Raw genomic sequence first — 14,350 nt, 5'->3', positions numbered from 1 at the left:
CCCTGTCTGTCATTCACCATTGCGCGCGAAACGCACGCAATGGCGAGGCGTGAGAATTATTCGCCGTATACGTTAAAATCGAAATATTTTTTCGCCAGCTTGTCGTAGGTGCCGTCCTTACGCATCTCTGCAAACGCCTTATTCAGCGCTTCACGCAGTTCGTTGTCTTCCTTACGCAGCCCCATACCGGTGCCAACACCAAACAGTTTCTCGTCTTTGATTGACGGGCCACCAAACTGGTAATCTTTACCAATAGGCTGTTTCAGGAACCCTTCGCTGGCCGCGACCTCATCCTGGAACGCGGCGTCGATCCGGCCAGCGGTCAGGTCGGAATAGATATTGTCCTGCCCCTGATAGGAGACAATTTCGATACCTTTCGGCGCCCAGTGCTCATTGCCATAGGTTTCCTGAGTCGTCCCCTGCAGCACGCCCACGCGCTTACCCTTGAGGGTGGCGAGATCCGGCGTTACCGGGCTGCCCTTTTTCACCACCAGACGCGAATCTGCCGCATACAGCTTGTCAGTGAAGGCAATTTCCTGCTGGCGCTTTTCAGTAATCGACAGCGAAGACATAATCGCGTCGATTTTCTTCGCTTTTAAGGAGGGGATCAGCGCATCCAGCGGGTTTTCAACAAAGGTACATTGCGTATTAATACGCTTACACAGCTCTTTTGCCAGATCGATATCAAAACCGACCAATTCTCCCTGCGCATTCTTCGATTCGAAGGGAGCATAAGTCGGATCGGTACCGATACGAATTTTTTGCGGGATGGCGGCAAAGACCGTGGAAACGCTGGAAAGGGCCAGCGCTAAAGAGAGAGACAACGCCAGTTTTTTCATAACTATCCTCGACAGACTGTCATTCTAACGGGTTTATTAGAACTATTTACGCCAGTTATCGTGCCATTATTCGCCCTTAAGGGCAAAGATTTATGCACCAGAAAGGCCGATTTTTTGCATCAGAAACGCTTAACTATGCATTTTTTAGCCAAAAAACTGGCTGCTTTTGCACTGAAATGATCCACAGCGCGTTTAGATGCACCCTTTTGGGCATGGATACGAACCTGGCGGCAGGCCCACCCCATTGTGCGGGCCTGCAGCAGTCTTAGTCGCCGTACACGTTAAAATCGAAGTATTTCTTCGCCATTTTGTCGTAGGTGCCGTCTTTACGCATTTCGCCCAGCGCTTTATCAAACGCGGCTTTCAGCTCGGCGTCGTCCTTACGCAGGCCGATACCGGTGCCGTCGCCAAAGTACTTTTTGTCTTTAACGGACGGGCCGGCGAAGGCGAAATCTTTCCCGGCAGGCTGTTTCAGGAAGCCTTCGCTGGCGGCGACTTCATCCTGCAGCGCCGCATCCAGACGGCCAGCTGCGAGGTCTGAATAGATCAGATCCTGGTTCTGGTAAGCCACCACGTCAACGCCCTGGCTGCGCCAGCGGTCGTTAGCATAGGCTTCCTGAGTAGAACCCTGCAGCACGCCGACGTGCTTGCCTTTCAGCGCCTCCAGCGTCGGCTGGATCGGCGACCCTTTGGCGGCGATCAGACGCGAGTCAGCGGCATATAGCTTGTCAGAGAAGGCGATCTCTTGCTGGCGCTTCTCGGTAATAGAGAGGGAAGAGATGATGGCGTCAATCTTCTTCGCCTTCAGGGAGGGGATCAGGGAGTCAAAATCGCTGCCGACCCAGGTACATTTCACCTTAATTCGGGAGCACAACTCATTGCCTAAATCGATATCAAAGCCAACAAAGTCCCCTTTCGCGTCTTTCGACGAAAATGGCGCATAGGTCGCGTCAGTGCCAATGCGAATGCTCTGCGGCAGAGCAGCAAACACGCTGGCCGTGCTGCTCATTCCCACGAGTAAAGAGAGAGCCAGAATCGTCTTCTTCATACAGTACCCTTAAGTGTCGTGATGTGGTGCGTTGCTTGTTATGGTGATTGCCGATCAATCCTGCAGTTTTTGTGCCATCTTCCCGGTGCGTGCCGGGAACAGGGTTAAATTTGTTAAAATAAAGTTGCAGGATTGTCTTAAAAGGGAAGATACCAGCATTACTGGCGAAACCGCAGCGCCTGAGCGCAAAAAGACGAAATAAATGTCGAGGATTTGATCGCGGCAACAAATTTGCACCACCGCAGCGCAAGCGTACATTTCATGCACCACTATAGTGCGACACTAGGCCCCCTGCCAGCGGGTAAACAAGTCGTGCTCCAGACTAATATCAAATTGATCGAGTACCCGATTGACGGTCTGGTTGATGACATCGTCCAGGCTCTGTGGCCGGTGGTAAAAAGCCGGTACCGGCGGCATTATCACCGCCCCCAGATCTGCGGCCTGAACCAGCAGACGCAGATGGCCCAAATGGAACGGCGTTTCCCGCACGCAGAGCACCAGCGGACGACGCTCTTTCAGCACGACATCCGCCGCCCGGGTCAGCAGGCCATCCGTATAGCTATGGACAATGCCCGAGAGCGTCTTCATTGAGCAGGGTAAAATCACCATCCCGGCGGTTTTAAACGAACCGGAAGAGATACTGGCGGCGATATCGCGGGCGTCATGCACCACATCGGCTAGCGCCTGCACCTCACGTACGGAGTAGTCGGTCTCCATGGCCAACGTCTGGCGCGCCGCCTGGCTGAGGATGAGATGAGTTTCAATATCCGGCACATCTCTTAGCACCTGCAGCATCCGCACGCCGTAAATGGCGCCGCTGGCGCCGGAAATGCCAATAATCAGTCGTTTCACGTTCTGTTACCCCTTGCGCGTGTGCCGCAGACTTTGCCGGATTATAGCCTCTGGCGCAACTATTGACGCACAGTTGAGGGGCGAAAAAAAGCCCGCCGTCCTTTCGGTACGGCAGGCCCGCGACGCGTGAACGGCTTAACCCTCGTTGTGCATCTCGAGGTTTTCGACTTCGTTCTGCAGCTGGACCGCTTTGGCATCATCGTTACGCAGGGAGTCAAGATAGTCGAGGTACTGCTGGTCGACATCCCGGGTCACATATACGCCGTTGAACACCGAGCATTCAAACTGCTGAATATCCGGGTTCTCCGCGCGCACCGCGTCGATCAGATCGTTGAGATCCTGGAAAATCAGGCCGTCGGCGCCAATGATCTGGCGGATCTCATCCACTTCGCGGCCATGGGCGATCAGTTCGTTGGCGGTCGGCATATCGATACCGTACACGTTCGGGAAACGAATTTCCGGCGCAGCGGAGGCGAGATACACTTTTTTCGCCCCTGCTTCACGCGCCATCTCAATGATCTGCTCCGAGGTGGTGCCGCGTACAATGGAATCATCGACCAGCAGCACGTTCTTATCGCGGAATTCCGCACGGTTGGCGTTGAGCTTACGGCGAACAGATTTACGACGCAGCTGCTGACCGGGCATGATAAACGTCCGGCCGACGTAGCGGTTCTTCACGAAGCCCTGACGATAAGGTTTGTCGAGAATGCGGGCGATTTCCAGCGCGATGTCGCAGGAGGTCTCCGGGATCGGAATAACGACGTCAATATCCAGATCTTCCCACTCGCGGGCAATCTTTTCGCCCAGCTTAGTCCCCATGTTGACGCGGGCGCTGTAGACGGAAATTTTGTCAATAAACGAGTCCGGACGGGCAAAATAGACATACTCGAACAGGCACGGGTTGCTGACCGGATTATCGGCACACTGACGGGTATAGAGCTGGCCCTTCTCGGTAATATAGACCGCTTCGCCCGGCGCGACATCGCGCAGGAATTCAAAACCAAGCGTATCAAGGGCCACGCTCTCCGAGGCCACCATATACTCGGTGCGACCGTCGCCAACGTCACGTTTACCCAGCACCAGCGGACGAATGCCGTTAGGGTCGCGGAAGGCCACCATGCCATGCCCGATGATCATCGCCACGCACGCGTACGCGCCGCGGATCAGGCGGTTGGTCGCCGCAATCGCCGCGAAGATGTTGTCCGCTTCCAGCGGGTAGTGACGGAAGTTATCCAGCTCACTGGCGAAAATATTGAGGAGGATTTCGGAATCAGAGGTGGTATTGATATGGCGGCGTTTTTCTTCAAACAGCTTTTTACGCAGCTCGTGCGCATTGGTCAGGTTGCCGTTATGCGCCAATGTGATGCCATACGGCGAGTTAACGTAAAACGGCTGCGCCTCGGAGGCGCTGGAGCTGCCCGCCGTAGGATAACGCACGTGGCCAATACCCATATTGCCCTGCATACGCTGCATGTGGCGGGCCTCGAATACGTCGCTTACCAGCCCGTTAGCCTTACGCAACCGGAAGCAGTTGTTGGCATCAATGGTGATGATGCCAGCGGCATCCTGTCCACGGTGCTGGAGCACCGTTAGCGCATCATAAATCGACTGGTTAACCGGCATAACACCGGCGATACCGACAATACCGCACATACGTCTTTTCCTCGTTCAGCAACGACCCAAAGTCTATACTTTAGGCAAGAAACTTGACGAGCTTTGCAGGTATTCAAAAAACCATCTGATGACGGGGGTAAAATAGGGAATAAACTGCGACTGATGCCAGTCATCGCTCTTCGCCATCCCGGTAAAGGTGTCCAGGAAGAACAGGATAGCGGCGATGATCAGCACCCCACGTAGCGCGCCGAAGCAGATCCCCAATACCCTGTCGGTTCCTGACAAACCGGTCTTCTCCACCAGCTGGCCTATCACATAGTTCACGATAGCGCCAACGATGAGCGTCACGATAAACAGCGCCGCAATAGCAATCCCATTTCGAACCCGTTCATCCTCAAAGCCCGTAAACCAGACAGACAGGTCAGCGTAGTAATGGCTGGCGACATAAAACGCGCAACCCCACGTGACTAACGATAAAGCTTCGCGAACAAAGCCGCGGATCAGGCTGACCAGGCAAGAAAGACCCAGCACCGCCATAATGGCGTAATCAATCCAGACCATATACGTCCCACGATTTACGCCCTGTCGTCCAGTTCGGGGCGCATTCTAACAGAAAAAGAAAACGTTTGCGTAGGGATTTCCATGCCCTACAGAAATAAAAATGGCGCTGAAAAAACATTCAACGCCAGACTGCCTTTCGCCTCTTCAGGGCGGCTGAGACAGGGTTTGCGGGGCGTTTCTCCCCGCCACGTTCTCTCCGCATGGCGGAAAAAACAATCAGTTCGGGGTGAAGCCCATCACCACCCCGCTAAGCCCGGAGATCTGCTGCAGATCGCCCAGCTGGCCTTTCAGCTTGTCTTTTGACGCATCCGGGCCGACGAGGATGCGGGTAATTTTACCCTGTACCGGCGTCGAAGGCGACGTATAGACTTTGAAACCCGAGGCCCGCAGTTTACCGACAATCTCATTCACCTTATCGGCGTTCTTCAACGCGCCCAGCTGAACCACATAGGCTTTGCCGGTCGGCGCCGGCAGGGCCGCCTGCTGCTGCGGTGGCTGTTGCTGCTGTGGCTTAGCCGGCGGCGGCGTTGGCGTCGAGGCCTGCTGTTGCGGCTGCGGTTTCGGCTGCGGCTTGGGCTGCGGTTTCGCGGCCACCACCGGCTCCTGAACGTCATCGAAGCTGTTGCTGTTCACCGGAATACGCGATGGATCTAACGATGGCGCGGCGGCATCGCCCGCCCGCACCTCTTCCGCCGCCCCTTCCGGCGGTTGCGAAGGCAACGCCTGGGTTGCCGCCGGCAACATATCCGGTTCATCGCGATCGCCTGGTTTCGGTACCAGCGGGATCGCGGCAAACTCATCCTGGTAATGCTTTTTCTGCCCGTCCAGCAGCCCTGGCAGGATAATCACCCCCAGCGCCACCAGCACGATTGTCCCGACTAAACGGTTCTGAAACTTACTCGCCACCGATTCTCCCCGCGTCTATCTCTTCCATAACCTGCGCTACGGTGTGAAACGAACCACACACCAGCACGGTATCTTCCACTTTAGCGTCAGCCATGGCCGCACGCCACGCCTGCGCCACGCTGCTATAGACTGTACCGCAGCGCAAATGTTCCACCAGCTGCTCTGCCGTCGCGCCGCGCGGGCCTTCCAGCGGCGCGCAGTACCAGGCATCGACTTCCGGGGCCAGATTGGCCAACGTGCCGGCGATATCCTTATCATGCAGCATACCAATAACCGCCAGCACGCGTCCCGTTTTCGCTAACGTTTTGAGACGCCCGGCGAGATAGGCCGCCGCGTGCGGGTTGTGCGCCACATCGAGGATCACTCGCGGGGCGTCGCTGATTATCTGAAAGCGTCCCGGGAGCATCGCATCGCGGATCCCTGCGCGCAGGATAGCGTCATCCACGGCAAGCCCGCTGGCGCGCAGCGCCGCCACGGCCGTCGCCGCATTCGGCAACGGCACCTGAGGCAGAGGCAGGCGGCTTAACGCCCCTGCCGTATCGCGGAAGGACCATGTTTCGCCTTCCACCTCATAGCGCCAGTCGACGCCGCGGCGCTGGAGCAGCGCGCCCTTCTCGCTAGCCACTTCCGCGATGGTGAGCGGCATATCCGGCTCCCCCACCACCGCCGGTTTACCGGCGCGAAAGATACCCGCTTTTTCCCGGCCGATACTTTCGCGATCCGGCCCCAGCCAGTCGGTATGATCGAGGGCGATGCTGGTGACCACCGCGACGTCGGCATCCACGATGTTGGTGGCGTCGAGACGCCCGCCGAGCCCGACCTCAAGGATCACCACATCCAGCTGCGCCTGCTTAAACAGCCACAGCGCCGAGAGCGTGCCGTATTCAAAATAGGTCAGCGAGATGTCACCCCGCGCCGCTTCGATTTCAGCAAACGAAGCCGTATGCGCCGCCTCCGGCAGTTCAGCCCCCTGAATGCGCACGCGTTCGGTGTAGCGCACCAGATGCGGAGAACTGTAGACCCCCACTTTATAACCGGCCGCCATCAGGATGGTTTCCAGCGTGCGGCAGGTGGTGCCTTTGCCATTGGTGCCCGCGACGGTAAAAACGAACGGCGCCGGTTTAACGATATCCATCTGCCGGCGACCTCGCTGACGCGCGCCAGCCCAAGGTCGATGGTTTTACTGTGCAGATGTTCCAGATAAGAAAGCCACGTAGCCAGGGCGACGTGGCCTGAGGAATAGGATCTTTTTCCATGATGCCCGTAAGAATTGACGGTTAACGCGTATGAATAAAAAAGGGCAGCGCCGCCAGGCCCTGCCCTCTGCTTTATCAGGCCTCAGGTTCCTGATCCGGTGCCGGCGGCACCACCACGCCTTCATGAGGCGCTTCCGAAACGGCAACCGGCGCCGGCAGGTTCATCAGCTTCGCCAGAATGCTGGCCAGCTTGAGACGCATTTCCGGACGGCGAACGATCATATCGATCGCCCCTTTTTCAATCAGAAACTCACTGCGCTGGAATCCCGGCGGCAGCTTCTCGCGTACGGTCTGCTCGATAACGCGAGGACCGGCAAAGCCGATCAGCGCTTTCGGCTCGGCAATGTTCAGATCGCCCAGCATCGCAAAGCTCGCCGATACGCCGCCCATGGTCGGGTCGGTCAGCACGGAGATGTACGGCAGTCCGCGCTCCTGCATTTTCGCCAGCGCCGCGGAGGTTTTCGCCATCTGCATCAGCGACATCAGCGCTTCCTGCATACGGGCGCCACCGGAGGCGGAGAAGCAGATCAGCGGGCAGTTATCTTCCAGCGCCTGCTCCACCGCGCGTACAAAGCGTGCGCCGACGACGGAACCCATCGATCCCCCCATAAAGGAGAATTCAAAGGCGGCGGCAACCACCGGCATCGCGTAGAGCGTACCTTTCATCACCACCAGCGCGTCTTTCTCGCCCGTCTCTTTCTGAGCGGACGCCAGGCGGTCTTTGTATTTTTTTGAATCGCGGAACTTCAGCACATCTTTTGGCTCAAGTTCGCTACCCAGTTCTACCAGAGAACCTTCATCCAACAGGCTATGCAGGCGATTACGCGCCGACATGCGCATATGGTGATCGCACTTAGGACAAACCTCCAGGTTGCGCTCCAGCTCGGCGCGGTAGAGTACCTGACCGCAGCTGTCGCACTTGGTCCATACACCCTCAGGAATGCTCGCCTTGCGGGTGGGAGTGATGTTGCTTTTAATTCGTTCAATCCAGCTCATTGATAACCTTTCTGCCTGAACCTGGTCGATGCCAGTTTTGTCGTAAGGGGCGCATAATGCCATTTTTGCCTCTTACAGACCATGAATGTTGCACATTAAATCATATCATCCCGGAACATGGGATAAAAAAGTGGTCAAACCGCTGCGCGTGACGCTCTGCACCGTCACGCGCAACACAGGCTAAACTACTTCGCCTGCTTTGACGCAGCCCGCTTATGGCGGATGATCTCAATCACACCCGGCAGGACGGAGAGGACGATGATCGCCACGATCAGCAGCTTCAGATTCTCCTGCACCACCGGCAAATCGCCAAACAGATAGCCGGCATAGGTGAACAGCAGCACCCACAGCAGCGCCCCAACCACGTTATAGGCTGCAAAATGACGATAGGACATATGCCCCATTCCCGCCACAAACGGCGCGAAGGTTCGGACTATCGGCACAAAGCGCGCCAGGATAATGGTTTTCCCGCCGTGACGTTCGTAAAAGCTGTGGGTTTTATCCAGATAGCTGCGACGGAATATCTTTGAGTTCGGATTGCTGAACAGCTTTTCGCCGAACAGCCGGCCAATGGTGTAGTTGACCGCATCGCCGACGATGGCCGCGATGACCATCAGCAGTACCATCAGGTGGACATTGAGATCGTTGGTTGGCAAGGCCGAGAGCGCGCCCGCGACGAACAGCAGGGAATCGCCCGGCAGGAATGGCGTCACCACCAGCCCGGTTTCGCAGAACAGAATCAAAAACAGAATGGCATAAACCCAGACGCCATACTGGGCAACCAGTTCGGCAAGGTGCACATCAATATGCAGGATGAAATCAATTAAAAAGTGAATCAAGTCCATGTTTGTCTTTACCCTTAATGACCCTATTAGTCCGCCAGAAACAGCGGGCCCATTGGCAGCACCGGTAAATCATAGTGGGCCGGGTAATCCACCGACACCAGATACAACCCTTCCGCTTTTGCCGTTGCCGCAGCGAGCGTCCTGTCTTTTGCTGCCAGCAGTTCTGCCATCCAGCTCTCCGGCTGGTTTCCGGCCCCGACCTCCATCAGGCTGCCTACAATATTCCTGACCATATGATGTACAAAGGCATTCGCTTTGATATCCACCACCACATACGCGCCGTAGCGGGTAACGTTAATATGCATCACGTTGCGCCACGGGGTACGCGACTGGCACTGTACCGCGCGAAACGAGGTAAAGTCATTCTCTCCCAGCAGACACTGCGCGGCGCGCTGCATACGCTCGGCGTCGAGCGGCTGGTGAAAATGCGTCACGCCATGACTTAATACCGCCGGGCGCAGGCGATGATTATAGATGACGTAGCGATAGCGGCGCGCCGTGGCGCTGAACCGGGCGTGAAAATCCGCCGGTACATGTTTGACCCAACGCACCGCGATGTCACCAGGTAAATTCGCATTTACCCCCAGCGTCCAGGCGGCATCTTTCCGCTGCGCCCGGGTTTCGAAATGCACCACCTGGCCGGTGCCATGGACGCCGGCGTCGGTGCGGCCGGCGCAAAAGACGGTAATCGGTTCGTTCGCCACCTGCGAGAGCGCCTTTTCCAGCTTCTCCTGCACGCTGCGCACTTCGTTTTGCCGCTGCCAGCCGTAATATTTGCTGCCGTCGTACTCGATGCCCAGCGCGATTTTACAGATCGGCTGTTGCTCCATCTCAGACATCAGTACAGGTACTCCTCAATCAGCTTCTCGGCGATCTTCACCGCCATCAGCGCGCCGCCGAAGCGCACGTTATCCGCTACCGACCAGAACTGGATCTGCTCCGGCATACCGTAATCGTTATGCACGCAGCCGATGGAGAGGCGGGCATTGCCTGAGGCATCACCAACCTGAGTCGGGAATTCGCCCTCTTCAGAAAGTTCGATATCCTCGCCGCGGGTAAAAGCGTCGCGCGCCTCCTCCGCCGCCAGCGGGCGCATCGCTTCGAAGCTCACCATCTGCGCATGGCCGTAGAAGACCGGCGACTGAACGACGCTGGCGGAGATCATCAGCCCGTCATCCTGAAGAATTTTGCGCGCTTCATCGACGATCCGGCGCTCTTCGCGCACGCTACCTTCACGATCCGGCAGCAGCGGCAGCATGTTGAACGCCAGCTGGCGACCAAAGAAATCGTCTTCATCGATAGGGATGCCGTTCAGCAGCTTAGCGCTCTGCCCCGCCAGCGCATCCACCGCTTTTTTCCCCTGCCCCGAGGCGGAGAGCAGGTTAGTGACGCTAATGCGCGACAACCCGCCCTGATCGATCAGCGGTTTGAGCGCCGTCAACAGCTGACTGGTCAGGCTATTAGGCACCGCAATCAGGTTGCGGTTGCGGTAATCGCCTAATACGAACGGGTTCACGTCCGGCACCACCAGCGGTACGTCCGGCTCCAGCGCAAACAGGCCGCTGAGATCGATAACCAGACACCCGGCGTTGGTCGCTTCTTCGACATACGCTGCACTGGCTTCGACGCCGGCGGCGAAGAAAGCCAGCTGGGCCTGGGTCCAGTCAAATTCGGCGGCGTCTTTGACGATCACCGACTTGCCACCAAAACGCAGATGTTCGCCCGCGCTGTCGTTGCGCGCCAGAGCAAAAATCTCTCCTACCGGGAACTGGCGTTCAGCAAGAGTTTCGAGCAGGGCTTCGCCTACGGCGCCCGTTGCGCCCAGTACGGCAATATTCCAGCCTTCAGACATGGTGGTTAACTCCAGAAATAAAGCGGCCCCGCCGGAGTATCCGGCAGGGGCATTAAGAAGACATTAACGAACAGGATGATGCACGGCGTTAAAACCGAGCTGGCGCAACAGCGTCGCCGCCTGCTCATCGCTGCACTGCACATACAGCGAAGACCATTCGCGACGTTCCTGATAATTTTTACGCAGCTTGTCGAATTCACCGGCGACGCCGGCCACCTTCCGCAGCGGCGCATCATCGCGGCGCACATCATACACCAAGTGGACCAGTCTTTTCAGCGTCGGCTGATCGAGCGGTCCATGCAGGGTAATGCGGCCAAATTCCGGCGCCGGCAGCAGAGTGTCCAGCGCTACCTGCTGCGGATGGCCGATAAAGGCGCTGTAGGCTTCAAAAACCTGCGTCGTCCCGCGCGCTTTCCCTTCGAGAGTGTAGCCGGCGATATGCGCGGTACCGATATCCACTCGCTTGAGAAGTTCAACGTTTAGATCCGGCTCCGGCTCCCAGACGTCCAATACCACACTCAGCGGCTGACCAGCTTCCAGCCGCTTTAGCAGTGCGGCGTTATCGACCACCGGCCCGCGGCAGGCGTTGATCAAAATCGTTCCAGGCTTCAGGCGGCTTATCAGCGCTTCATCCGCCAGATGCAGGGTTTTATATTGCCCTTCTTTATACAGCGGCGTATGGAAGGTGATGACATCGGCTTCCTGGACCAGCGCCTCGAGGGAGCGGAAGTCACCTTCGTCGCCGCGATCGGCGCGCGGTGGGTCGCAGAGCAGAGTTTTGATCCCCAACGCTTCCAGGCGCTTTTGCAGTCGCCCGCCAACGTTACCGACGCCGACGATCCCGACGGTGCGATCGCGCAGTGCAAAGCCGTCGCGTTCGGCCAGCATCAGCAGCGATGAAAAGACGTACTCTACCACCGCAATGGCGTTACAGCCGGGCGCCGCAGAGAAACCAATCCCCGCCTGCTGCAGCCACGCCTGATCGACGTGATCGGTGCCGGCGGTAGCGGTGCCGACGAACTTAATGGCCTTGCCGGCGAGCAATGCTTCATTGACCCGGGTGACCGAGCGCACCATTAGGGCATCCGCATCGGTCAGGGCATCGGCCGGGACCGGACGGCCTGGGATCGCCTGCACGTCGCCTAAACGGCTAAAAAGCTCACGGGCATAGGGCATATTTTCATCAACGAGGATTTTCACAGTTCAGTACCTGTCTGAGAACGAGAGTTAACTGGGGAAGTGTGCCATAATCTGGCCGCCAGGCATACTCATCACCTGGTTCCAGCACCGCGATATCGAAAGGATGAATCATGACGCACCCCCTTGCTGATATGCCAGACCGTCCTCCAGGGCGAGGCCCATCAGGCACTGCCGCCACCGGCGAACCTTCGCTTTCCATGCAGCAACGCACCGTTCTGGAGCGACTGATCACGCGCCTGGTGGCGCTGACCTCGCAGCAGAACGCGGAAGTGTGGGCCTGCGTCAAACATGACCTCGGACTGAAAGGCGACTCGCCCCTGCTGGCCTGCCATTTCAACGCCGCGGAGGCCAGTCTCAACCAGCGCTTAGCCGCCGCTCAGGATAATCATCATCATCGCCAGACCTTAGCGCAGCTCAGCGATCTGCTCGGTCAGGGCAATAACCGCCAGGCGGTGAGCGATTATATTCGTCAGCATTATGGGCAAACGGCGCTGCATGCCCTTAGCCAGACGCAGCTGGAGACCATTCTGCATCTGCTGCAGCATGGCCAGCTGTCGATCCCGCAGCCGCAGCAGCGCCCGCCGACCCTGCGCCCGCTGTTGCCAGCCGAGCATAATACGCTCAATCAGCTGGTGACTAAGCTGGCGGCCGCCACCGGCGAACCAAGCAAGCTGATTTGGCAATCCATGCTGGAGCTTTGCGGCGTCAAGTCCGGGGAGCTGATCCCGGCGACGCACTTCCTGCCGCTTTCGTACTGGCTGCAGGCGCGGCAAACGCTGAGTGCGCAAAGCGCGCCGACGCTCACCTCGCTGCAGGGAGCGCTCAAGCAGCCGCTGGAGGCCGCGGAGTGGCAGAAAATTGTCGACTTTGCCCGTCGCAGCTGGCAGGTCACGCCGCAGACCACGCTGAGCCCGGCGCAGATCCTGGCGCTGCTGAACAAGGTGTTTGTGCTGCGGGTGGCCCGCGCCCAGGAGACGCTGGCCATCCCGCAGGAGGAGCCAGTCGCCAGGCGGACGTGGAGCGCTAAGCCGTGGCAGCTGGCGCTGGGCGCGGTTGTCCTGCTCCTTGTGCTGTGGCTCCTGCTGTAGCCCAGCAGCCACCAGCGGCGTTTACGGCTCCCTTTCATGCCAAACGCCGCGGTGTTTCCTACAGCGATTTCAGACCGGACAATAACCTAGCGGCGAAATGAGATAAGGGTGACGAGGATCCCCAGCGCCGCGCAGAGGGCGCCGGCAAGGAACACCGACGAGTAGCCCAGCGAGGTCGCCAGCAGGCCGGTCAGCGGCCCGGTCAGGCCATAGGAGATGTCCTGAAAGGCCGCATAGCCGCCGAGCGCGGTGCCGCGCACCTGCGCCGGGACGCGCTTCACTACTTCCACGCCAAGTGAGGGGAAAATAAGCGAACAGCCGCACCCGGTCAGCGCTGCACCGGCCAGCGCCAGCCAGGCATTCGGCGCCAGTCCCAGCAGCGTCAGACCAACCGCCTCTATCAGCAGCGAGACCATCGCCACCTTAACGCCGCCAAACCGATCCGGCATCCAGCCGAACAGCACTCGCATCAGCACAAAGGCGCCACCAAACGCCGTCAGGGTAAAGCCGGCCATTGGCCAGCTATGGCTGGCGAAATAGAGGGAGACGAAGGTGCCGATCACCGCAAAGCCGACACCCTGCAGGCCCAGGCCAATACCCGGCCGCCAGATCATGCCGATGACGCTCCAGAGTGAAGGCCGCTCGCCTCCGTGGGCCGCCACTTTGCGCACGGTACCGTTAATAAGCCAGGCGACGAGCGGTAGTCCCATGGTGACACAGGCCAGCACCGCCACGCCAAAATGGCTATAGATCAATAATCCCAGCGGGGCGCCCACCGCCAGCGAGCCGTACATCGCCATGCCGTTCCATGACATCACTTTGCCGGAACGGGCCGGTCCCACCAGGCCCATCCCCCAGCTCAGGTTTCCGGTCAGCAGCTGGCTTTCGCCAAACCCGAGGATCAAGCGGCCCAGCAGCAGCAGGCCGAGCCTGGCGAGCACCGGCAGCGGCAGCAGCGCAGCGGCCAGCCATGCCGCGCCCGCCAGGGCGCAGGCCAGCATCCCCTGCAGGACGGAACGTTTAGCGCCGTACTGGTCTGCCAGACGTCCGGCGTACCCCCGGGTCAGAACGGTGGCGAGGAACTGGATCCCTACCGCCACGCCAACCACGGTGTTGCCAAACCCCAGCTCCTGATGGACAAAGAGCGGGATCACCGGCAGCGGCAAACCAACGGTCATATAGGTCAAAAAGACGGCAAACGTAATACGGAAAAGCGAAAAATTCGCCGAAGAATTGGATGTTGTTTCAGTAACTGCGGACATGCATTACTCCAGATTCGCAGAGTAAGGCGAG

The 14,350-nt window shown here is 58.3% G+C and carries 14 protein-coding genes and 1 pseudogene; 2 read left to right on the top strand and 13 right to left on the bottom strand.

Annotated elements, in window-relative coordinates; all coding sequences use genetic code 11:
- Positions 1 to 56 precede the first annotated feature (56 nt).
- On the bottom strand, positions 57 to 839 hold the full coding sequence (gene hisJ, locus LPQ25_RS07355) for a histidine ABC transporter substrate-binding protein HisJ (protein WP_002913209.1): 783 nt from the start codon (positions 837 to 839) through the stop codon (positions 57 to 59).
- 265 nt (positions 840 to 1,104) lie between these two features.
- Positions 1,105 to 1,887 carry a lysine/arginine/ornithine ABC transporter substrate-binding protein ArgT gene (gene argT / locus LPQ25_RS07350; protein ID WP_002913210.1) on the bottom strand — a complete coding sequence of 261 codons (783 nt, stop codon included), beginning with the start codon at positions 1,885 to 1,887 and terminating at the stop codon, positions 1,105 to 1,107.
- A gap of 40 nt (positions 1,888 to 1,927) precedes the next feature.
- Between argT and LPQ25_RS07345 the strand changes: the two genes are divergently transcribed.
- Positions 1,928 to 2,089 (top strand): hypothetical protein, encoded by a 162-nt coding sequence (locus LPQ25_RS07345; RefSeq protein ID WP_004140952.1) that lies wholly within the window; start codon positions 1,928 to 1,930, stop codon positions 2,087 to 2,089.
- Between the two features lie 80 nt (positions 2,090 to 2,169).
- On the opposite strand, the gene LPQ25_RS07340 is transcribed toward LPQ25_RS07345, so the two are convergent.
- From LPQ25_RS07340 to pdxB, 10 genes and pseudogenes are all read right to left on the bottom strand, one after another.
- Entirely contained in the window at positions 2,170 to 2,739 is a 570-nt protein-coding gene (locus LPQ25_RS07340) for a UbiX family flavin prenyltransferase (RefSeq protein WP_014907154.1), read from the bottom strand.
- Between the two features lie 135 nt (positions 2,740 to 2,874).
- Positions 2,875 to 4,392, bottom strand: a complete 1,518-nt coding sequence (gene purF / locus LPQ25_RS07335) for an amidophosphoribosyltransferase (RefSeq protein WP_002913213.1) — start codon at positions 4,390 to 4,392, stop codon at positions 2,875 to 2,877.
- A gap of 33 nt (positions 4,393 to 4,425) precedes the next feature.
- Positions 4,426 to 4,914 (bottom strand): colicin V production protein, encoded by a 489-nt coding sequence (cvpA, locus tag LPQ25_RS07330; protein ID WP_002913214.1) that lies wholly within the window; start codon positions 4,912 to 4,914, stop codon positions 4,426 to 4,428.
- Positions 4,915 to 5,130: 216 nt separating this feature from the next.
- On the bottom strand, positions 5,131 to 5,820 hold the full coding sequence (gene dedD, locus LPQ25_RS07325; protein ID WP_004140953.1) for a cell division protein DedD: 690 nt from the start codon (positions 5,818 to 5,820) through the stop codon (positions 5,131 to 5,133).
- Positions 5,810 to 7,041, bottom strand: a pseudogene (folC, locus tag LPQ25_RS07320) (bifunctional tetrahydrofolate synthase/dihydrofolate synthase). The gene dedD and the pseudogene folC overlap by 11 nt, the downstream one beginning before the upstream one ends.
- Positions 7,042 to 7,151: 110 nt before the next feature.
- Complete coding sequence (gene accD, locus LPQ25_RS07315; RefSeq protein ID WP_002913220.1) at positions 7,152 to 8,072, bottom strand: acetyl-CoA carboxylase, carboxyltransferase subunit beta; 921 nt, start codon at positions 8,070 to 8,072, stop codon at positions 7,152 to 7,154.
- A 185-nt stretch (positions 8,073 to 8,257) separates the two neighbouring features.
- A complete protein-coding gene (locus LPQ25_RS07310) occupies positions 8,258 to 8,917 on the bottom strand; it encodes a DedA family protein (RefSeq protein WP_008803926.1) in 660 nt (219 codons plus the stop codon).
- Between the two features lie 26 nt (positions 8,918 to 8,943).
- Entirely contained in the window at positions 8,944 to 9,756 is an 813-nt protein-coding gene (gene truA / locus LPQ25_RS07305) for a tRNA pseudouridine(38-40) synthase TruA (protein WP_002913226.1), read from the bottom strand.
- Positions 9,756 to 10,769 (bottom strand): aspartate-semialdehyde dehydrogenase, encoded by a 1,014-nt coding sequence (locus tag LPQ25_RS07300; RefSeq protein WP_002913227.1) that lies wholly within the window; start codon positions 10,767 to 10,769, stop codon positions 9,756 to 9,758. The genes truA and LPQ25_RS07300 overlap by 1 nt, the downstream gene beginning before the upstream one ends.
- 63 nt (positions 10,770 to 10,832) lie before the next feature.
- The gene (pdxB, locus tag LPQ25_RS07295) at positions 10,833 to 11,969 is read right to left on the bottom strand and encodes a 4-phosphoerythronate dehydrogenase PdxB (RefSeq protein WP_002913228.1); all 1,137 of its coding nucleotides are present in this window, start codon (positions 11,967 to 11,969) and stop codon (positions 10,833 to 10,835) included.
- Between the two features lie 110 nt (positions 11,970 to 12,079).
- Between pdxB and flk the strand changes: the two genes are divergently transcribed.
- Positions 12,080 to 13,057, top strand: a complete 978-nt coding sequence (gene flk / locus LPQ25_RS07290) for a flagella biosynthesis regulator Flk (protein ID WP_015875071.1) — start codon at positions 12,080 to 12,082, stop codon at positions 13,055 to 13,057.
- Between the two features lie 86 nt (positions 13,058 to 13,143).
- On the opposite strand, the gene LPQ25_RS07285 is transcribed toward flk, so the two are convergent.
- Positions 13,144 to 14,319 carry an MFS transporter gene (locus tag LPQ25_RS07285; RefSeq protein WP_004149211.1) on the bottom strand — a complete coding sequence of 392 codons (1,176 nt, stop codon included), beginning with the start codon at positions 14,317 to 14,319 and terminating at the stop codon, positions 13,144 to 13,146.
- Between the last annotated feature and the right edge of the window lie 31 nt (positions 14,320 to 14,350).

The sequence above is a fragment of the Klebsiella sp. KPN54798 genome (genome assembly GCF_021184225.1).
Classification (GTDB): domain Bacteria; phylum Pseudomonadota; class Gammaproteobacteria; order Enterobacterales; family Enterobacteriaceae; genus Klebsiella; species Klebsiella pneumoniae.
This window is presented reverse-complemented; position numbering and strand designations above follow the sequence as displayed.

Excerpts from the sequence above, each read along its gene's own strand:
- hisJ (WP_002913209.1), bottom strand. The coding sequence starts at position 839 with ATGAAAAAACTGGCGTTGTCTCTCTCTTTAGCGCTGGCCCTTTCCAGC.
- argT (WP_002913210.1), bottom strand. The coding sequence starts at position 1,887 with ATGAAGAAGACGATTCTGGCTCTCTCTTTACTCGTGGGAATGAGCAGC.
- LPQ25_RS07345 (WP_004140952.1), top strand. The coding sequence starts at position 1,928 with ATGGTGATTGCCGATCAATCCTGCAGTTTTTGTGCCATCTTCCCGGTG.
- purF (WP_002913213.1), bottom strand. The coding sequence starts at position 4,392 with ATGTGCGGTATTGTCGGTATCGCCGGTGTTATGCCGGTTAACCAGTCG.
- cvpA (WP_002913214.1), bottom strand. The coding sequence starts at position 4,914 with ATGGTCTGGATTGATTACGCCATTATGGCGGTGCTGGGTCTTTCTTGC.
- accD (WP_002913220.1), bottom strand. The coding sequence starts at position 8,072 with ATGAGCTGGATTGAACGAATTAAAAGCAACATCACTCCCACCCGCAAG.
- LPQ25_RS07310 (WP_008803926.1), bottom strand. The coding sequence starts at position 8,917 with ATGGACTTGATTCACTTTTTAATTGATTTCATCCTGCATATTGATGTG.
- truA (WP_002913226.1), bottom strand. The coding sequence starts at position 9,756 with ATGTCTGAGATGGAGCAACAGCCGATCTGTAAAATCGCGCTGGGCATC.
- LPQ25_RS07300 (WP_002913227.1), bottom strand. The coding sequence starts at position 10,769 with ATGTCTGAAGGCTGGAATATTGCCGTACTGGGCGCAACGGGCGCCGTA.
- flk (WP_015875071.1), top strand. The coding sequence starts at position 12,080 with ATGACGCACCCCCTTGCTGATATGCCAGACCGTCCTCCAGGGCGAGGC.
- LPQ25_RS07285 (WP_004149211.1), bottom strand. The coding sequence starts at position 14,319 with ATGTCCGCAGTTACTGAAACAACATCCAATTCTTCGGCGAATTTTTCG.